Origin of the sequence: Intrasporangium sp., assembly GCF_039812505.1 — a bacterium.
Lineage (GTDB): Bacteria > Actinomycetota > Actinomycetes > Actinomycetales > Dermatophilaceae > Intrasporangium_A.
The window spans coordinates 15,168-33,563 of the sequence record NZ_JBDIAQ010000015.1 but is presented as its reverse complement, the minus strand read 5'-3'; the positions used below and the strand labels follow the sequence as shown (position 1 = coordinate 33,563).

General features: G+C 74.0%; 15 protein-coding genes. 12 read left to right on the top strand and 3 right to left on the bottom strand.

Annotation, left to right across the window (positions count from 1 at the left end; translation table 11 throughout):
- Positions 1-5: 5 nt before the first annotated feature.
- The 7 genes from WMI84_RS03985 (at position 6) to WMI84_RS03955 (ending at position 7,600) form a co-directional block, all read left to right on the top strand.
- Entirely contained in the window at positions 6-269 is a 264-nt protein-coding gene (locus tag WMI84_RS03985; protein WP_347350711.1) for a (2Fe-2S)-binding protein, read from the top strand.
- On the top strand, positions 256-1,722 hold the full coding sequence (locus WMI84_RS03980) for an NAD(P)/FAD-dependent oxidoreductase (protein WP_347350710.1): 1,467 nt from the start codon (positions 256-258) through the stop codon (positions 1,720-1,722). Before WMI84_RS03985 ends, WMI84_RS03980 begins: the two co-directional genes overlap by 14 nt.
- Complete coding sequence (locus WMI84_RS03975; protein WP_347350723.1) at positions 1,722-3,380, top strand: multicopper oxidase family protein; 1,659 nt, start codon at positions 1,722-1,724, stop codon at positions 3,378-3,380. Before WMI84_RS03980 ends, WMI84_RS03975 begins: the two co-directional genes overlap by 1 nt.
- 179 nt (positions 3,381-3,559) lie before the next feature.
- Entirely contained in the window at positions 3,560-4,459 is a 900-nt protein-coding gene (locus tag WMI84_RS03970) for a dihydrodipicolinate synthase family protein (protein ID WP_347350709.1), read from the top strand.
- A gap of 18 nt (positions 4,460-4,477) precedes the next feature.
- Positions 4,478-5,479 carry a proline racemase family protein gene (locus tag WMI84_RS03965; RefSeq protein WP_347350708.1) on the top strand — a complete coding sequence of 334 codons (1,002 nt, stop codon included), beginning with the start codon at positions 4,478-4,480 and terminating at the stop codon, positions 5,477-5,479.
- Positions 5,480-5,696: 217 nt separating this feature from the next.
- The gene (locus WMI84_RS03960; RefSeq protein WP_347350707.1) at positions 5,697-6,758 is read left to right on the top strand and encodes a proline racemase family protein; all 1,062 of its coding nucleotides are present in this window, start codon (positions 5,697-5,699) and stop codon (positions 6,756-6,758) included.
- Between the two features lie 29 nt (positions 6,759-6,787).
- A complete protein-coding gene (locus WMI84_RS03955) occupies positions 6,788-7,600 on the top strand; it encodes a GntR family transcriptional regulator (RefSeq protein WP_347350706.1) in 813 nt (270 codons plus the stop codon).
- Positions 7,601-7,617: 17 nt separating this feature from the next.
- On the opposite strand, the gene WMI84_RS03950 is transcribed toward WMI84_RS03955, so the two are convergent.
- Genes WMI84_RS03950 through WMI84_RS03940 form a run of 3 tightly spaced genes read right to left on the bottom strand, consistent with a single transcriptional unit; the run spans position 7,618 to position 10,798 of the window.
- Positions 7,618-8,280, bottom strand: a complete 663-nt coding sequence (locus WMI84_RS03950) for an MBL fold metallo-hydrolase (protein ID WP_347350705.1) — start codon at positions 8,278-8,280, stop codon at positions 7,618-7,620.
- 3 nt (positions 8,281-8,283) lie between these two features.
- The gene (locus tag WMI84_RS03945; RefSeq protein ID WP_347350704.1) at positions 8,284-8,988 is read right to left on the bottom strand and encodes a maleylpyruvate isomerase family mycothiol-dependent enzyme; all 705 of its coding nucleotides are present in this window, start codon (positions 8,986-8,988) and stop codon (positions 8,284-8,286) included.
- The gene (locus WMI84_RS03940) at positions 8,975-10,798 is read right to left on the bottom strand and encodes a glycoside hydrolase family 15 protein (protein WP_347350703.1); all 1,824 of its coding nucleotides are present in this window, start codon (positions 10,796-10,798) and stop codon (positions 8,975-8,977) included. Before WMI84_RS03940 ends, WMI84_RS03945 begins: the two co-directional genes overlap by 14 nt.
- A 116-nt stretch (positions 10,799-10,914) precedes the next feature.
- Here WMI84_RS03940 and uvrA point away from each other — a divergent pair, with 116 nt between their 5' ends.
- From uvrA to yvcK, 5 genes are read left to right on the top strand one after another with little or no spacing between them, the layout of a single operon-like run.
- Positions 10,915-13,890 (top strand): excinuclease ABC subunit UvrA, encoded by a 2,976-nt coding sequence (uvrA, locus tag WMI84_RS03935; protein ID WP_347350702.1) that lies wholly within the window; start codon positions 10,915-10,917, stop codon positions 13,888-13,890.
- On the top strand, positions 13,887-14,375 hold the full coding sequence (locus WMI84_RS03930) for a Rieske (2Fe-2S) protein (protein WP_347350701.1): 489 nt from the start codon (positions 13,887-13,889) through the stop codon (positions 14,373-14,375). Before uvrA ends, WMI84_RS03930 begins: the two co-directional genes overlap by 4 nt.
- Before the next feature lie 43 nt (positions 14,376-14,418).
- On the top strand, positions 14,419-16,446 hold the full coding sequence (gene uvrC, locus WMI84_RS03925; protein WP_347350700.1) for an excinuclease ABC subunit UvrC: 2,028 nt from the start codon (positions 14,419-14,421) through the stop codon (positions 16,444-16,446).
- Positions 16,443-17,354, top strand: coding sequence for an RNase adapter RapZ (gene rapZ / locus WMI84_RS03920; RefSeq protein ID WP_347350699.1), 912 nt, complete (start codon positions 16,443-16,445; stop codon positions 17,352-17,354). The genes uvrC and rapZ overlap by 4 nt, the downstream gene beginning before the upstream one ends.
- Positions 17,351-18,379 carry a uridine diphosphate-N-acetylglucosamine-binding protein YvcK gene (gene yvcK / locus WMI84_RS03915; RefSeq protein ID WP_347350698.1) on the top strand — a complete coding sequence of 343 codons (1,029 nt, stop codon included), beginning with the start codon at positions 17,351-17,353 and terminating at the stop codon, positions 18,377-18,379. The genes rapZ and yvcK overlap by 4 nt, the downstream gene beginning before the upstream one ends.
- The last annotated feature ends 17 nt before the right edge of the window (positions 18,380-18,396 follow it).

The following is an 18,396-nucleotide window of genomic DNA, read 5'->3' as shown; positions in this document are numbered from 1 at the left end:
GAGCCATGAGCACGTTCGAGTTCGACGGGGTCGGCGTCGTGTTCCGGCCCGGACAGACCGTCGGCGCCGCGCTGGTCGCGGCCGGGCGCCCGGCCTGGCGCACCACCCGGGTGCGCGGCGCGCGACGCGGGATGTTCTGCGGGATCGGGGTCTGCTACGACTGTCTCGTCACCGTCGGGGGAGAGCCGAACCAGCGGGCCTGCCTCGTGCTCGCCGAGCCCGGCATGACCGTGACGACCCAGGACGGGACCGGCCATGAGCCCGACTGACCTGCTCGTCGTCGGCGCCGGCCCGGCCGGGCTCGCCTGCGCCGTCACGGTGCTCGAGCACTCCCCGCTGTCCGTCACGATCCTCGACGCCGGGCACGGGCCCGGTGGACAGTACTGGCGGCAGCCGGGGCCGGCGGGCGGCCCGGACGCGCTCGAGCCCGCCGAGCTGGCCGACCTGCACCACGACCGCGCGACCCTCGCCGGGCTGTTGCGCCGGGTCGAGCAGGGCCGGGCGCAGGGGCGCCTGCAGCTCCGGGCGCAACGGCACGTGTGGGCCGTGGTGCCCGGGGGCGGGGGGTATGCCGCCCACACCGTCGACCGCAGCCGTGGCCCCGGGCAGGTGACCGGGTCCACGACGGCGGCGCGCGCCGTGCTGGTCGCGACGGGAGCCTACGACCGCGCGCTGCCCTTCCCGGGGTGGGACCTGCCCGGGGTGCTGACCGCCGGGGGGCTGCAGGCCCTGCTCAAGTCGGGTGGGGTGACGGCGGGCCGGCGCGTGGCGGTCGGCGGCAGCGGACCGTTCCTGCTGCCCGTCGCCGCCGGGCTGGCCCGGCACGGCAGCACCGTCGTCGGGGTCTACGAGGCGAACCGCCCGGGCCGCTGGCTGCGCGAGGCGCGGGCGGTGGCCCGCAACCCCGGCAAGCTCGGCGAGGGCGCCGGCTACGCGGCGACGCTGCTGCGCCATCGCGTGCCGGTCCGGACCCGCCGGATGGTCGTCGCGGCGCACGGTGCGGACCGCGTCGAGGCGGTCACCGTGGCGCACGTGGACCGGTCCGGCCACCCCGTGCCGGGCAGCGAGCAGCGGGTGGCCGTCGACGCCGTCGGGGTGGGCTGGGGCTTCACCCCCCAGCTCGACCTCGCGGTGACTCTCGGGGTCGAGCTGGCCGACGACGGGGCCGGGACGGCCGTGGTCGCGGTCGACCCCGGACAGCGCACCAGCCGGCCCGGCGTCTACGCCGCCGGCGAGGTGTGCGGGGTCGGCGGGGCGGCCCTCGCGGTCGCCGAGGGCCGGCTCGCCGGTGCCGCGGTCGTCGCGGACCTCACGGACGGCGAGGTGCCCGACCGGGCCGTCGGGCTCGCCCGGCGGCTCGTCGCCCGCCAGCGGGCCTTCGCGGCGGCCGTCCGGCGCGCCTACCCGGTCCCGGCCGGCTGGGCCGACCGGCTCACGGCCGACACGGTGGTGTGCCGGTGCGAGGAGGTGCCCTACGGCGCGGTCCGGGCGGCCATCGACGACCGGGGTGCCCACGACGCGCGCCAGGTCAAGCAGCTGACCCGCGCCGGCATGGGGTGGTGCCAGGGCCGGGTCTGCGGCTACCCGGCAGCGCTGCTCTCGTCGGGGTGCCCCGGCCCGCCGGTCGAGCGCCTGGTCGCGGCGCCCGTCCCCCTGGGGACCCTCGCCGGGTCGGCCGGGGCGGGGTCGACCTCCGGGAAGTGTGGGACGCTCGGGACGTGATGGTTCGTGGCGGGTGCCCGGGGCCCGGCGGGCCGCAGCAGCCGGACCTGGCCCGGCGCACGGTCCTGTCGGCCGCCGGTGTCGCCGTGGCCGGGATGGTGCTGAGCGGCTGCACCACGAGCCCCGAGGCAGCCTCCGGAGGGACGTCGACCATGCTTCCCAGCGACCTGACGACGGCGATCGAGCAGCGGGAGGCGGCCCGACCGCACACCGGCCGCACGCGCCGCTACACCCTGGCGGCCCAGCGCACGCGGATCGACCTGGGCGGTCCGGTGGTTGCCACCCTGGCGTACGGCGACGCCGTCCCCGGCCCGACGATCCGCGCCTCGGTCGGGGACCAGCTGGCCGTGACCGTCCGCAACGGGCTCGGCCAGGCCACCTCGGTGCACTGGCACGGCATCGCCCTGCGCAACGACATGGACGGTGCGCCGCCGGCCACCGCGAACATCGCGGCCGGTGCCGCGTTCACCTACCGGTTCTCCGTGCCCGACCCGGGCACCTACTGGGCCCACCCCCACGTCGGCATCGGGATGACCGACCACGGGCTCTACCTGCCGGTCATCGTCGACGACCCGAGCGAGCCGGGCGACCACGACGAGGAGTGGGTCGTGGTCCTCGACGACTGGACCGACGGGGTGGGGCCAAGCCCCGCGCAGGTGTTCGACACCCTCCGGCAGGGCGGCGGCATGTCCGGGATGGGTGGCATGGGGATGGGTGGCATGGGGATGGGTGGCACGGAGCACCGCGGCATGGGGTCGACGGGCCACGGCTCGCCCGGCCCGGGCGGGACCGGCCCGGACGGGATGGCCGGCATGCCCGGCATGGGCGCCGCGGGAGCCGGCAGTGACCTGCTCGGCGGCGACGCCGGCGACGTGAGCTACCCGTACTACCTGGTCAACGGCCGGATCCCGGCGGCGCCCACCACGTTCCGGGCCCGGCCCGGTCAGCGGATCCGGATCCGGGTCGTCAACGCCGGTGCCGACACCGCCTTCCGGGTCGCGCTGGCCGGCCACTCGATGACCGTGACGCACACCGACGGGTACCCCGTGCAGCCGCGGCAGGTCGACGCCCTGTTGCTGGGGATGGGCGAACGCTACGACGTGACCGTGACCGCCGGCGACGGCGTGTTCCCCCTGGTCGCAGCGCCCGAGGGCAAGGCCGGGACTGCCGCTCGCGCCCTGCTGCGCACCGGCGCGGGGCAGGTCCCCGCGGAGTCGCTGCGCCCCGCGGAGCTCGACGGGCGGGTCGGCACGGTCGAGGTGTTCACCGCCGACGAGGCGGTGGCCCTGCCGAGGCGGGACGTCGACCGCACGCTGCCCGCCGTGCTCGGCGGGGACATGACCAGCTACCGGTGGACCATCAACGGGCGGGCCTTCGACCGGATGCAGCCCCTCGGCATCAGCCAGGGGCAGCGGGCCCGGCTGGGCTTCACCAACCACACCATGATGTGGCACCCGATGCACCTGCACGGCCACACCTTCCAGGTCGCCCGTGCCGACGGCCGGCCGGGCCCGCGCAAGGACACCGTGGTGGTGCTGCCGATGCGCTCGGTGGCCGTCGAGGTGCAGGCCGACAACCCCGGGTACTGGATGCTGCACTGCCACAACGGCTACCACATGGACGCCGGCATGATGACCCGCCTGGACTACCGGGCCTGAGTCCCGGGCCGGCAGCGGTCGCGGATCCCGGCGTGACGTCCGGACCAATGCAATGTAACATTGCACTGGCTCGATCTGCGCCAGAGGGTCCACGCACCGACCGGAGGGCTGCGCGCGACCGGGCCCAGCGGCATACCCCACCCCCACCCCGATCCCACCCTCATCCCCAGGAGTGACCCATGACCGACACCGCCAAGAAGCCCTGGCACGGCATCCTCGTCGCCACGAGCCTGCAGTTCGACGCCGACGGCGAGATCGACCTCGGCGCGTACAAGGACAACGTGGCCTGGCTCAAGGAGCAGGGCCTCGACGGCGTCGCGCCGAACGGCTCGCTGGGCGAGTACCAGTCGCTGTCCTGGGAGGAGCGCGACAGCGTCGTCCGAGCGGCGGTCGAGGCCGGCGGCGAGGACTTCGTCGTCATGCCGGGCGTCGGAGCGTACAGCGGCCGCGAGTCCAAGCGGCACGCGCAGGCCGCCAAGGACCTCGGGGCCAAGGCCGTCATGGGCCTGCCCCCGAACGCGTACCGCGCCGACGAGCGCTCCGTGCTGGCGCACTTCGAGCTGGTCGCGAGCGCCGGGCTGCCGGTCACCGCGTACAACAACCCGATCGACACCAAGGTCGACCTGACGCCGCCGCTGCTCGCCAAGCTCTACGAGGAGGGCCTGATCGTCGGGGTCAAGGAGTTCTCCGGTGACGTCCGCCGGTGCTACGAGCTCAGCGAGCTGGCCCCGGGCATCGACCTGATGATCGGCACCGACGACACCGTCCTGGAGGTCGGCATCGCGGGCGCGAAGGGCTGGGTCGCCGGCTACCCCCAGGTCTTCCCGAAGGCGTGCATCGAGCTGTTCCGCGCGTCGGTGGCCCGCGACGTGGAGACGGCGCTGCCGCTCTACCGCCGGCTGCACCCGGTGCTGCGGTGGGACTCCAGGACCGAGTTCATCCAGGCGATCAAGCTCGGGCAGGACATGATCGGCCGCATCGGCGGGGCCTGTCGCCCACCGCGGCTGCCGCTCACGGCCGAGCAGGAGAAGGTCGTCCGCGAGGCGACGCAGGCGGTCATCGACGCCGGTCTCGACTGACCGGCGGGCCGGCCCACGATGCGCAGCCGCAAGCTGTTCCACGCCGTCGACTCCCACACCGAGGGGATGCCGACCCGCGTCGTCACCGGCGGGATCGGCGTCCTGCCCGGGAGCACCATGGCCGAGCGCCGGCTCCGGTTCATGGCCGAGCGCGACGACCTGCGCACCCTGCTGATGTGCGAGCCGCGCGGCCACTCCTCGATGTCCGGGGCTGTCCTGCAGCCCCCGACGCGGCCGGACGCCGACCACGGGGTCCTGTTCATCGAGGTGTCCGGGTGCCTGCCGATGTGCGGGCACGGGACCATCGGCGTGGCGACGGTGCTCGTCGAGACCGGCATGGTGGAGGTGACCGAGCCGGAGACGGTCATCCGGCTGGACACCCCGGCCGGGCTCGTGGTCGCCCGGGTCGCGGTGTCCGAGGGTGCGGCCACCTCCGTGACCCTGGCCAACGTGCCGTCCTACTGTCACGCCCTCGACCAGGTCGTGGACGTCCCGGGCTTCGGGGCGGTCCGGTACGACATCGCCTACGGCGGCAACTTCTACGCCTTCGTCAGGCTGGCCGACCTCGGGCTGCCGTTCGAGCGCAGCGCCAAGGCCCGGCTGCTCGAGGCCGGGCTGGCGATCATGGACGCGATCAACGAGCAGCACCCCGTCGTCCACCCGGAGCGGCCCGACATCGACGTGTGCCACCACGTCTATCTCGAGGCGCCCGACTCGACGCCGTTGCACGGGCGGCATGCCATGGCGATCCACCCGGGCTGGTTCGACCGGTCTCCCTGCGGCACCGGCACGAGCGCGCGGCTGGCGCAGCAGTACGCCCGGGGCAACCTGGCCGTGGGCCAGGAGATCGTCAACGAGTCCTTCATCGGCAGCCGGTTCGGCGCGCGGATCCTCGGCGAGACGACGGTTGGTGACCGGCCCGGCATCCTGCCCAGCATCACCGGCCGGGCCTGGATCACCGGCACCGCCCAGTACCTGCTCGACCCCAGCGACCCCTTCCCGGCGGGCTTCGAGCTCTGACCCGGGCGGCGACGACGGCCGGCGGGCGGGGAGGGTCACGGTTCGGCAACGGCCCCGCGCGCCCTTGTCAGCGGGCGCGGCCCGTCCCTAGATTGTGCAATGTCACACGACATAGGTGAGCCGCCCGGGACAGGTGGCCCGAGCGGGCGGCGCCGGCAGCGGCCGTCCGCAGGAGAGGACCCGATGGGCAGCAGCGCACGAGCCGAGGGCCGGGCCGGTGCGTGACCTGCCCGTCCGGTTCCACACCGACGACTACCACACCGGCGGCGAGCCGTTCCGGGTCGTGGCCGCCGGGACGGTGCCGCTGCCCGGGGCGACCGTGGCCGACAAGCGGGTCGCGGCGATCGGCAGCGCGCCGGTGCAGCGGGTCCGGCGGCTGCTCTGCTCCGAGCCCCGCGGCCACGCCGACATGTACGGCGGCTTCGTCACCGAGCCCGACGACGACGGCGCCGACCTGGGGGTGCTCTTCTGGCACAAGGACGGCTTCTCGACCGCGTGCGGTCACGGCACGATCGCGCTGGGGGTCTGGGCCGTCGAGTCCGGTCTCGTGCCGACGCAGCTGTCCGGGACCCGGGACGTCGTCATCGACGTCCCCTCCGGCCGGGTGGTCGCCCGGGTCGCGTTCCGGGACAACGAGATCCGCGACGTGTCCTTCGTGAACGTCCCCAGCTGGGTACATGCCCGCGGCATTGACGTGACGACCGGGCGCGGCCCGGTGACGTGCGACATCGCCTTCGGCGGCGCCATGTATGCCGCCGTCCCCGCCGCCGCGGTCGGGCTGCGGGTGCGTCCGGCCGACCTGCCCGAGCTCATCGCGCTCGGGCGCCAGATCCGGGACGGGCTCAACGCGCTCGGGGCCGCGCAGCACCCGGGTGATGCGCGCCTCTCGGGGGTCTACGGCACGATCTTCCACGAGGACGTCGAACCCGGCGACACCGCGGCGGGCGCGCCGTTCGAGGGCCTGACGGCCGAGGGCGCGCTGCACCAGCGCAACGTCACGGTGTTCGCCGACGGCGAGGTCGACCGGTCGCCGTGCGGCTCCGGCACCGCCGCCCGGGTGGCGCAGCTCAGCCTGGCGGGCCGGCTGCCGGACGGCGCGGTCCTGGTGCACGACTCGATCGTGGGCAGCCGGTTCCGGGCCCGGGTGGCCCGGCGGGTGCGGGCGCACGGGCACGACGCCGTGGTCGTCGAGGTGACCGGGACCGCGCACCGGTTCGGCCACGGCTCGTTCGTGGTGGACCCGCGCGACGAGCTCGTCCCCGGGTTCGTGCTGCGGTAGCGGGCCGGGCGAAGGGACAGGGAGCGACGATGACACCGCGGGGCGGGGCGACACCGCAGAGGGAGACGGCGCACGACGGGCCGGGGCAGGCCGGGACGGCGGGGCCGGCGCTGCGGCTGCCGAGCTTCGACCAGCGGGCCAACTTGCGCCAGCAGGTCGCCGAGACGCTCCGGGCCCTGCTCATCACCGGCCGGATGCGCCCCGGGCACGTCTACTCCGCACCGAAGCTGGCCGCCGAGTTCGGCGTCTCGGCCACGCCGGTGCGCGAGGCGATGCTCGACCTGGTCGGCGAGGGCCTCGTCGAGGTGGTGCGCAACAAGGGTTTCCGGGTGACCGAGCTGGACGACCACGAGCTCGACGCGATCGCCGAGCTGCGTGGCTTCATCGAGATCCCCGTCATGGGCCTGGTCGCGGAGCGGTGCGTGGGGCCCGTCGCGACGGAGGTGCGCCGGCTCCGGCCCCTGGCGCGCCGGATCACCAAGGCTGCGGCGGGCAACGACCTGGTCTCCTACACCGAGGCGGACAACGAGTTCCACACCCGGTTCCTGGCGCTGCACGGCAACGACCACGTCGTGAGCGTCATCCGCGACCTGCGCCACCGCTCCCGGCTCTACGGCCTCGAGGCCCTCGTCGCGGCCGGCGTGCTGGCGCAGCTGTCCGAGGAGCACGAGCAGATGGTCGACGCCGCACTCGCCCGGGACGGCGCCGAGATGCGCCGCCTGATGACCCGGCACATCGGCCACATCCGGTCCACCTGGGCCGGCCGCTCCGGCCGCCCCGCCGCCACCCGCACGGCCGCCGAGGCCACGGCCGGTGCCGCCGGGCCGTCCCCGCGCGGCTGACCGGTGGCGCGACCGGCTCACCACCCGCGGTCGCGCCACTCCGGCAGGTGCGGGCGTTCGGCGCCGATCGTCGAGTCGTCGCCGTGACCGGGGTAGAACCAGGTGTCGTCGTCGTAGACGTCGAAGACCCGGGCGGAGACGTCGGCGATGAGTGCCTCGAAGCTCTGCCCCGGGTAGTGCGTGGCCCCGACGCCGCCCGGGAAGAGCGAGTCCCCGGTGAACAGGTGCGTCGACCCGTCGGGGTCCCGGTAGGCCAGGGCGATGGAGCCCGGCGTGTGACCGCGCAGGTGGATCACGTCGAGGTCGACCGCGCCGAAGGACACCCTGTCGCCGTGGTCGACCTCGACGTCGACCGGCACCGGCAGCGCCGCGGCGTCCTCGCGCCCGGCCACGGTCCGCGCGCCGGTCCGGGCGACGACGTCCGGCAGGGCCCGGACGTGGTCCCAGTGCTGGTGGGTCGTCACCACGGTGCCGAGCGACCCGCCCCCGGCGGCGACCAGCTGCATGATCCGGTCCGGCTCGTCGGCGGCGTCGACGAGCAGCTGTTCCCCGGTGGCCCGGCAGGAGAGCAGGTACACGTTGTTGTGCATCTCCGAGACGGAGAGCTTGCGGATCGTCAGGCGGGGCAGCTCGCGCACGTCGGCCGGTCCGCCCGGCCGGACCTTCCCGGTGTATCCCATCGCTCAGAACCCCCTCGGCAGCATGGGTAGCGGGCCGTCGCCGGTCACCTCGCGCGGGTCGCGGCGCAGCAGCCACCGGAGCATCCCGGCCCGCCGGGCCCGGACGGTCAGGCGGCCGTCACCGACGATGACCCGGTCGCCCTCCGCGGTCTCCAGCCGCAGTCCCGGGCTACCGTCGGTCAGCTCGAGCCGTCGTGCCGCGTCCCGGAGAAGCAGCTCGCCGACCGCGCCGTCGATGTCCGCGAAGCCGAAGCCGGCGTCGAGGTCGACGTGGTGGACCGCCACCTCGCGCAGCCGCATGAAGGGCAGCCGCGCGGCGAAGACGTGCTCGCCGCCGGGCGTCCGCTCGAAGGTCACGTCCCGCAGCTCGAGAGGGTGCACCCGGGCGAGGACCGGTGCGAGCTCGGCGGCGGTGCGCCGTACGTCCTCGGCGAGCTCGTGGGCCGGGCGCCCCGCGCCGGCCTCGATGTCGGCCTCGCGTTGCGCATCGCCGGCGTACATCGGCTCGCCCGAGCCGGCGGTCGCGGCCCGGGCTGCCCGGGCGATGCCCTCGGCGTTGCGGGCCAGGTGGGCGAGCACGTGCCCCCGGGACCATCCGTCGCAGAGCGAGGGGCCGCGCACGTCGGCGTCGGTGAGCGCGCCCACGGTGGTCAGCAGCCGGTCGGTCTGCTCGTCGACGAGCCGGCTCGTGACGTCACTTCGGTCCATGGGACTGCCTTCCGAGTGCTTCCGACAGCGCGAGCGCGGCGCCGACGAGGGTCAGGTGCGAGAAGGCCTGCGGGAAGTTGCCGACCATGCGCCCACCGGTCGGGTCGTACTCCTCGGAGAGCAGGCCGACGTCGTTGCACAGCCCGACCAGCCGGTCCATCAGGGCCGTGGCCCGGTCGACCAGGCCGGCCTTCGCGTAGGCCTGCACGAGCCAGAACGAGCAGGCCAGGAACGGGTGCTCCGTACCCGGCAGGCCGTCCACGCCCGACTCGCTGCGGTAGCGCAGCACCAGCCCGTGCGGCATCAGGTCCTGCTCGACCGCGTGGATGGTGCCGAGCATCCTCGGGTCGTCGCCGGCGATGAAGCCGACGCTCGAGATGACCAGGAGCGAGGCGTCGACCTCGGTCGTGTCGTAGTGCTGCACGAAGCTCTGCCGTTCCTCGTTCCAGCCCCGGGTGAGCACCTCGTCGCGGACCCGGTCGCGCAGCTCCCGCCACCGCTCGACCGGGCCGTCGAGGTCGTGGTCCTCGACCGCCCGGACGGCCCGGTCGAGGGCGGCCCAGACCATGACCCGCGAGTGGGTGAACCGGCGCAGCGGCCCCCGGATCTCCCAGAGGCCGTTGTCCGGCTCGTCCCAGTGCTCGGCGAGGTTGTCCACGAGGGCCCGCTGCAGTGCCCAGGCCTGCTCGTCCTCCGGCATGCCCCGGCGGCGGGCGTCCTGGACGGCGATCATCACCTCGCCGAGGACGTCCGTCTGGCGCTGTCCCGCCGCGCCGTTGCCGGTGCGGACCGGACGGGAGCCGGCGTAGCCGGGCAGGTGGGGCAGCTCGCGCTCGAGCAGCTCGCGGCCGCCGTCGACCCGGTACATGATCTGCATGTCCTGCGGGTCGCCGGCGATGGCGCGCAGCAGCCACCTGCGCCAGTGCTCGGCCTCGTGCAGGTAGCCGCAGCCGACGAGCGCCTCCAGCGTCAGCGCGGCGTCGCGCAGCCAGCAGAAGCGGTAGTCCCAGTTGCGGGCGCCGCCGAAGTCCTCGGGCAGCGACGTCGTGGGCGCGGCGACGATGCCTCCGGTCACGCCGTCGGTGAGCAGGCGCAGCACGAGCAGCGACCGCGCGACAGCCTCGGGGTAGGGCCCGTCGTACCTGCTGCGGGCGGCCCACCGGCGACTCTCCGCGAGGGTGGCCACCAGCCGGGGCCGCACCGGCTCGGGCGGGGGAACCTTCTCGTGGCTGCGGACCCACGTGGTCGAGAAGGTCAGCCGGTCACCCGCCGCCACGTCGAACTCGTCGACGTGCCGTCCGCCCGAGGCGGTCGGCAGCCGGGTGCCGCGCAGCACCAGCATGTCCGGCCCCGCGACCGCCGTGACGAGCCGGCTCTCGCCGCCCTCCAGGTCCTCGACGTGCCGGCTGATCCACGGGCGGGTGGCGCCGTAGCCGAACCGGACCACCCACTCGTGCCGCATCCGGACGCTTCCCTCGAGCCCCTCGACGACCCGGAGCAGGTCCGCGCGTCCGTCGGCCAGCGGCATCAGGTCGGTGACCCGGACCCGGCCCGAACCGGTCTCGTGCACCGTCTCGAGCACGAAGCTGTCGGCCAGGTAGCGCCGGGTGCTGCGGGCGTGCGCGTCGGCCGGCCCGAGCAGCCAGCGGCCGTTGTCGGGCGTGCCGAGCAGCGCCGCGAAGCAGGCGTGCGAGTCGAAGTGCGGCAGGCAGAGCCAGTCGACCGAGCCGCCCCGGCTGACCAGCGCGACGGTGTGCCGGTCGCCCAGCACGGCGTAGTCCGCGATCGGGGTTGCGTTCGTCACGGCCATGACGTGGAGTATGCCGCGCACGCCTGTGGCCGCGAAGGCGTGCTCCCGCGCCCGGACCGTCTCGTACGGGAACGTCCGGGGAGGGAGTGTCCGCAGGGGCACCTACCATGGAGCGCGTGACCGTCAAGGCATCCGCCAACCCGCATGCCCTCGTCGTCAGGGGTGCCCGGGAGCACAACCTGAAGGACATCTCCGTCGACCTGCCGCGCGACAGCCTCATCGTCTTCACCGGCCTGTCCGGCTCCGGCAAGTCCTCCCTCGCCTTCGACACGATCTTCGCCGAGGGCCAGCGACGCTACGTCGAGTCCCTCTCGGCCTATGCGCGCCAGTTCCTCGGCCAGATGGACAAGCCCGACGTCGACTTCATCGAGGGGCTCTCGCCCGCGGTGTCGATCGACCAGAAGTCGACCAACCGCAACCCGCGCTCGACGGTCGGCACCATCACCGAGGTCTACGACTACCTCCGGCTGCTGTTCGCCCGGGCGGGCCGGCCGCACTGCCCGGTGTGCGGCGAGCGGGTCACCAAGCAGTCGCCGCAGCAGATCGTCGACCAGCTGCTCGCCCTGCCGCAGCGCACCAGGTTCCAGGTCCTGGCCCCCGTGGTGCAGGGCCGCAAGGGCGAGTTCGTCGACCTGTTCGCCGAGCTGCAGACCAAGGGCTACGCCCGCGCCCGGGTCGACGGCGAGGTCGTCACCCTGACCGAGCCACCGCGTCTGGAGAAGCAGCGCAAGCACACCATCGAGGTGGTGGTCGACCGCCTCGTGGCCAAGGGCGACGACGCCGGTGCCAAGCGGCGGCTCACCGACTCGGTCGAGACGGCCCTCGGGCTGTCGGGCGGCGTCGTGCTCATCGACTTCGTCGACCGCGCCGACGAGCAGCCGGACGCACCGCGGGAGCGGCGCTTCTCGGAGCGGATGGCCTGCCCCAACAACCACCCGCTGGCCGTGGACGAGGTGCAGCCCCGGTCCTTCTCGTTCAACTCCCCGTTCGGCGCCTGCCCGACGTGCACGGGCATCGGGACCGAGCTGGAGGTCGACCCCGAGCTCGTGGTCCCCGACCCGGACCTCTCCCTCGCGGCCGGCGCGATCGCCCCGTGGGGCCAGGGCTCGGGCTCCGCCGAGTACTTCCAGCGCGTCATGGCCGCCCTGGCCGACGACCTGAAGTTCTCCATGGACACCCCGTGGCGCTCGCTGCCGACCCGGGCCAGGGAGGCCCTGCTGAACGGGCAGAACTACAAGGTGCACGTCCGCTACCGCAACCGCTACGGTCGGGAGCGGTCCTACACGACCGGCTTCGAGGGCGTCGTCCCGTTCATCAAGCGGCGTCACGGCGAGACCGAGTCGGACTGGAGCCGGGACCGCTACGAGGGGTACATGCGCGAGGTGCCGTGCCCCGCGTGCCGGGGCGCCCGGCTCCGGCCGGAGTCGCTGGCCGTCCTCGTCGGCGGGCGCAACATCGCCGAGGTGTGCGCCCTCTCGATCGACGAGACCAAGCGCTTCCTCGACCACGTCGAGCTCAGCCCGCGCGAGCGGCAGATCGCCGAGCGCGTCATAAAGGAGATCCAGGCTCGCCTCGGGTTCCTGCTCGACGTCGGGCTCGACTACCTCTCGCTCAGCCGGCCGGCCGGCACGCTGTCCGGCGGCGAGGCCCAACGGATCCGGCTCGCCACCCAGATCGGCTCCGGGCTCGTCGGGGTCCTCTATGTGCTCGACGAGCCGTCCATCGGGTTGCACCAGCGCGACAACCACCGGCTGATCGAGACGCTGACCCGGCTGCGCGACCTGGGCAACACCCTGATCGTCGTCGAGCACGACGAGGACACCATCGAGGCCGCCGACTGGGTGGTCGACATCGGCCCGGGCGCCGGCGAGCACGGCGGCCAGGTCGTGTACAGCGGTGCCGTCGCCGGCCTGATCGCGCACCCCGACTCGCTGACCGGGCAGTACCTCTCCGGGCGACGCGAGATCCCCACGCCGCAGGTCCGGCGGGGGCACGACGGGCGCGAGCTGAAGGTGCGCGGAGCCCGCGAGAACAACCTGCAGGACATCGACGTGAGCTTCCCGCTGGGCAACCTCGTCGCGGTGACCGGCGTGTCCGGCTCGGGCAAGTCGACGCTGGTCAACGACATCCTCTACAACGTGCTGGCCAACCGGCTGAACGGCGCGCGGCACGTCCCCGGCCGGCACCGGGCGGTGACCGGCCTCGAGCAGCTCGACAAGGTCGTGCACGTCGACCAGAGCCCGATCGGACGCACCCCCCGGTCCAACCCGGCCACCTACACCGGCGTCTTCGACCACATCCGGCGCCTGTTCGCCGAGACCACCGAGGCCAAGATCCGCGGCTACCAGCCGGGCCGGTTCTCCTTCAACGTCAAGGGCGGCCGCTGCGAGGCCTGCTCGGGCGACGGCACCATCAAGATCGAGATGAACTTCCTGCCCGACGTCTACGTGCCGTGCGAGGAGTGCCACGGCGCCCGCTACAACCGCGAGACGCTCGAGGTCCACTTCAAGGGCCGGACCATCGCCGACGTCCTCGACATGCCGATCGAGCAGGCCGCCGAGTTCTTCGGGGCGGTGCCGGCCATCGCGCGCCACCTGACGACGCTCAACGACGTGGGCCTCGGCTACGTCCGGCTGGGCCAGCCGGCGCCCACGCTCTCCGGCGGGGAGGCACAGCGCGTCAAGCTCGCCAGCGAGCTGCAGAAGCGCTCCTCCGGCCGGACCGTCTACGTGCTCGACGAGCCGACGACCGGCCTGCACTTCGAGGACATCCGCAGGCTCCTAGCCGTGCTGCAGGGCCTGGTCGACAAGGGCAACACCGTCATCGTCATCGAGCACAACCTGGACGTCATCAAGAACGCCGACTGGATCATCGACCTCGGGCCCGAGGGCGGCTCACGAGGCGGCACGGTCGTGGCGACCGGCACGCCCGAGGCCGTGGCCGAGGTGGCCGCCAGCCACACCGGCCGCTTCCTCGCCCCCGTCCTGGCCCGCACCGCCCGGGCCCCCGAGCGGGCGACCCGGTCGGGCTCGCGCCCGTCGGCGGCGGCCCGGGCCCTGGCCCGGACCACCAAGCGGAAGGCGAGCGCGTGAGCCGCGACAGGCTGGACGACGGCGGCCGGCCCGGCGACGGCCGGGACGACGGCGGCTGGGCCGGCGACGGCCGGGACGGCGAGGCCGCGACGGGGACGACCCGGCGGGTGGTCCTGGGGGCGGGGGCGGTGGCGGCCGCCACCGCGCTGGCGGCCTGCTCCGGCTCGGGCGGCCCTGGCGAGGGTGCGACGCCGAGCCCGGTGAGCGGCATACCGACCGCCGACATCCCGGTCGACGGCGGGAAGGTCATCGCCGGGACGGGGGTGGTGATCACGCAGCCCGCTCGGGGGACGTTCAAGGCGTTCGACGCGGTCTGCCCGCACCAGGGGTGCGAGGTCAACGAGATCGCAGACAACGTCATCCGCTGCCCCTGCCACGGCAGCACGTTCGACGCGACCACCGGGGCGCGGATCGCCGGCCCCGCCCCGCGCGGGCTGACCACCCTGTCCGTGACCGTCACCGGGTCGAGCATCTCCGTACCGTGACGCGCCCGGGCGCTCGCCGCGGTCCAGAACCTAGAGTAGGGGTGTGCCGGACCCGTCGACCTACCGTCCCAGACCGGGCGAGATCCCGCTCGAGCCGGGCGTCTACCGCTTCCGGGACCAGCACGGCCGGGTCATCTACGTCGGCAAGGCCAAGTCGCTGCGGCCGCGGCTCTCCTCGTACTTCCAGGACATCGCGGCGCTCCATCCGCGCACCGCGACCATGGTCACGACGGCCGCCTCGGTCGAGTGGACGGTCGTGCGCACCGAGGTCGAGGCGCTGGCCCTCGAGTACTCCTGGATCAAGGAGTTCGACCCGCGGTTCAACGTCAAGTACCGGGACGACAAGTCCTACCCGTACCTCGCGGTCACGATGGGGGAGGAGTTCCCCAGGGCCCAGGTGATGCGTGGGGCCAAGCGCAAGGGGACCCGGTACTTCGGGCCCTACGGCCACGCGTGGGCGATCCGCGAGACGCTGGACCTGCTGCTGCGGGTCTTCCCGGTTCGCACCTGTTCGAGCGGCGTCTTCCGCCGGGCCCACACCAGCGGGCGCCCGTGCCTGCTCGGCTACATCGACAAGTGCTCGGCACCCTGCGTCGGGCGGGTCACCCCGGAGGAGCACCGGGCCATCGCCGAGGACTTCTGCGAGTTCATGGCCGGCAACACCAGCCGCTTCGTGCGGCGGCTCGAGTCCCGGATGCGCGAGGCGGCCGAGCAGCTCGACTTCGAACAGGCGGCCCGGCTGCGCGACGACGTCGCGGCCCTGACCAAGGCCCTCGAGAAGCAGACCGTCGTGCTCGGCGACGCGACCGACGCGGACGTCTTCGGCCTGGCCGACGACCCCCTCGAGGCGGCCGTGCAGGTCTTCCACGTCCGCGGCGGGCGCATCCGCGGCCAGCGCGGCTGGGTGGTCGAGAAGGAGAGCGAGGACCTGCCCACGCTGGTGGGCCACCTGCTCCAGCAGGTGTACGGCGAGGCCGACGCCGTCCCCAAGGAGGTGCTGCTGCCCGTCCTGCCGGTCGACGTGGAGGCGAGCCGGGAGTGGCTGGCCGGGCTGCGTGGCGCGCGGGTCGACCTGCGGGTGCCCCAGCGCGGCGACAAGAAGACCCTGATGCAGACGGTCACCCGCAACGCCCAGCAGTCGCTCGCGCGGCACAAGGTCGCCCGGGCAGGCGACCTGACGCTGCGCAGCCAGGCCCTGCAGGACCTGCAGGAGGCCCTCGCCCTCGACGAGTCGCCGCTGCGGATCGAGTGCTACGACGTCAGCCACGTCCAGGGGACCAACGTCGTGGCCAGCATGGTGGTCTTCGAGGACGGGCTGCCCCGCAAGAGCGAGTACCGCCGCTTCATCGTCCGCGGCGCCGTCGGTGAGGCGGGTGCGGATGCCGGCGTCATCGACGACACCGCCGCGATGCGGGAGGTGCTCGGGCGACGCTTTCGCCGCTACCTCGAGGAGGCCGAGGGGTCCGGCGACCTCGACCTGCAGGCCGCCGCGATGGGCGACGGCGAACGGGGCTACGGCGAGCAGCACGACGGCGAGCGGCGGCGAAGCGGCCCGATCGACCCCGAGACCGGCCGGCCGCGGCGGTTCGCCTACCCGCCGAGCCTCGTCGTCGTCGACGGCGGCCGGCCCCAGGTGGGCGCGGCGCAGGCCGTGCTCGACGAGCTCGGGATCGAGGAGGTGGCCCTCGCCGGGCTGGCCAAGCGCCTCGAGGAGGTCTGGCTACCGCGGCACGACTACCCGGTCGTCCTGCCGCGCACGAGCGAAGGCCTCTACCTGCTCCAGCGGCTGCGCGACGAGGCCCACCGCTTCGCGATCACCTTCCACCGGCAGCGCCGCTCGAAGGCGATGACCAGCTCGGCGCTCGACGGCATCCCGGGTCTGGGGCCTGCCCGGCAGAGGGCGCTGCTGCGCCACTTCGGTTCGGTCAGGCACCTTCGCGCGGCGAGCCCGGCCGAGCTGGCGACCGTGCCCGGTATCGGCCCGGCGCTGGCCCAGGCCGTTGCCGCCCACCTGGCCGGAACCGGCCCGCAGCCCGCAGTCAACCTCACGACGGGAGAAGTTCTCGAATGACCGCACCGAGCAGTCCGACGCCGGTCTCCCTGCCCGACTCGCCAATCGTCATCGTGACGGGGATGAGCGGCGCCGGGCGCACGACCACGGCCAACGTCCTCGAGGACCTCGGCTGGATCGTCGTGGACAACCTGCCGCCCCAGATGCTCTCCGGTCTGGCGGCCCTCCGGGACCAGGCGATCGCCCGCAACCCGGAGGCTGCGCTGCGCCGGGTCGCCGTCGTCGTCGACGTGCGCTCCCGCCTCTGGTTCACCCACCTGGCCGCCGCGATCGACGGGATGAAGGCGCACGGCGAGCACCCGAGCGTCGTGTTCCTCGACGCCACCGACGAGACGCTGGTGCGCCGGTTCGAGAGCGTCCGGCGGCCCCACCCGCTGCAGGGCGACGGCCGGCTGCTCGACGGCATCCAGCAGGAGCGCACGATGCTCGTCGACCTTCGCTCGGGCGCGGACGTGGTCATCGACAGCTCCGGCCTCAACGTGCACCAGCTCTCCGCGAAGGTCAACTCGCTCTTCTCCGGGGACCGCACCGCCCAGCTGCGCATCGCCGTGATGTCGTTCGGCTTCAAGTACGGCCTGCCCCTCGACGCCGACATCGTCCTGGACATGCGGTTCCTGCCCAACCCGCACTGGATCCCGGAGCTGCGACCCCTCACCGGCCGGGACGAGCGGGTCTCGGGCTACGTCATGGCCCAGCAGGGCGCGCCCGAGTTCCTCGACCGGGCCGACGCCCTGCTCGGGACCATGGTGGCCGGCTACGTCCGGGAAGGTCGCCGCTACGTCACCGTGGCCGTGGGGTGCACCGGCGGCAAGCACCGCTCGGTCGCGATGGCCGAGGCGCTCGCAGACCGGCTCGACCGCGCCCTCGTCGACACCTTCGTGGTGCACCGGGACCTGGGCCGGGAATGACCCAGCAACCGGGCCCCGGGCGGCCGCGACCGGCCCGGCCCGGCGGGGCCCCCGTCGGTCCGGCCGGACGGGTCCGCGCGCCGGCACCGGTCCAGCCGCGCGTCGCCGCGCTCGGCGGGGGGCACGGCCTCTCGGCCACCCTCTCGGCCCTGCGCCTGCTCACCGACCACATCACCGCCATCGTCACGGTCGCCGACGACGGCGGTTCGAGCGGTCGGCTGCGCCGCGACTTCCACGTCCTGCCGCCGGGTGACCTGAGGATGGCGCTGGCGGCGCTGTGCGACGACTCGGAGTGGGGGCACACCTGGCGTGACGTCCTGCAGCACCGGTTCGCCGGCGACGGCGACCTGCGGGGGCATGCGCTCGGCAACCTGATGATCGTCTCCCTGTGGGAGCTGCTCGGCGACACCGTCGACGGGCTCGACCTGGTGGGCCGGCTGCTCGGGGCGCGGGGTCGGGTGCTGCCGATGGCGGCCGAGCCGCTCGAGATCATCGCCGAGATCGTCGGCCACGACCCGGCCCACCCGGACCGGGTCGTCGAGATCCGGGGCCAGCACCGGGTCGCGTCGTCACCGGGCCGGGTGCTGTCCATCGGGATCGTCCCGACCTGCCCCAGACCGTGTCCGCAGGCGCTCGACGCGGTGGCCCGGGCCGACTGGGTCGTGCTCGGTCCCGGGTCGTGGTTCACCTCGGTCATGCCGCACCTGCTGGTGCCGGACCTCGCCGATGCGCTCAACGAGACCCACGCCCACAAGGTGCTGACCCTCAACCTCGAGGTCGGCAGCGACGAGACACCGGACTTCCTGGCCGAGGACCACCTGGCCTCGCTGGCGGCCAACGCGCCGGAGCTGCGCCTGGACGTCGTGCTCGCCGACCCGTCCGTGGTCGGGGACGCCTCGTCGCTACGGTCGGCCGCCGAGGACCTGGGCGCCGAGCTGGTCGTGACACCGGTCGCGGCACGGGGCAACCCGACCGTCCACGACCCGCTGCGCCTGGCCGCCGCCCTGCGTGACGTCATCTGCTGACCCCCGCCCGGCCACCG

What these genes read in the sequence shown, in the direction of transcription:
- WMI84_RS03950 (WP_347350705.1), bottom strand. Translation starts at nt 8,280, where the DNA reads ATGGGATACACCGGGAAGGTCCGGCCGGGCGGACCGGCCGACGTGCGC.
- WMI84_RS03980 (WP_347350710.1), top strand. Translation starts at nt 256, where the DNA reads ATGAGCCCGACTGACCTGCTCGTCGTCGGCGCCGGCCCGGCCGGGCTC.
- rapZ (WP_347350699.1), top strand. Translation starts at nt 16,443, where the DNA reads ATGACCGCACCGAGCAGTCCGACGCCGGTCTCCCTGCCCGACTCGCCA.
- WMI84_RS03975 (WP_347350723.1), top strand. Translation starts at nt 1,722, where the DNA reads ATGGTTCGTGGCGGGTGCCCGGGGCCCGGCGGGCCGCAGCAGCCGGAC.
- WMI84_RS03970 (WP_347350709.1), top strand. Translation starts at nt 3,560, where the DNA reads ATGACCGACACCGCCAAGAAGCCCTGGCACGGCATCCTCGTCGCCACG.
- WMI84_RS03985 (WP_347350711.1), top strand. Translation starts at nt 6, where the DNA reads ATGAGCACGTTCGAGTTCGACGGGGTCGGCGTCGTGTTCCGGCCCGGA.
- yvcK (WP_347350698.1), top strand. Translation starts at nt 17,351, where the DNA reads ATGACCCAGCAACCGGGCCCCGGGCGGCCGCGACCGGCCCGGCCCGGC.
- WMI84_RS03940 (WP_347350703.1), bottom strand. Translation starts at nt 10,798, where the DNA reads ATGGCCGTGACGAACGCAACCCCGATCGCGGACTACGCCGTGCTGGGC.
- WMI84_RS03955 (WP_347350706.1), top strand. Translation starts at nt 6,788, where the DNA reads ATGACACCGCGGGGCGGGGCGACACCGCAGAGGGAGACGGCGCACGAC.
- WMI84_RS03965 (WP_347350708.1), top strand. Translation starts at nt 4,478, where the DNA reads ATGCGCAGCCGCAAGCTGTTCCACGCCGTCGACTCCCACACCGAGGGG.
- WMI84_RS03945 (WP_347350704.1), bottom strand. Translation starts at nt 8,988, where the DNA reads ATGGACCGAAGTGACGTCACGAGCCGGCTCGTCGACGAGCAGACCGAC.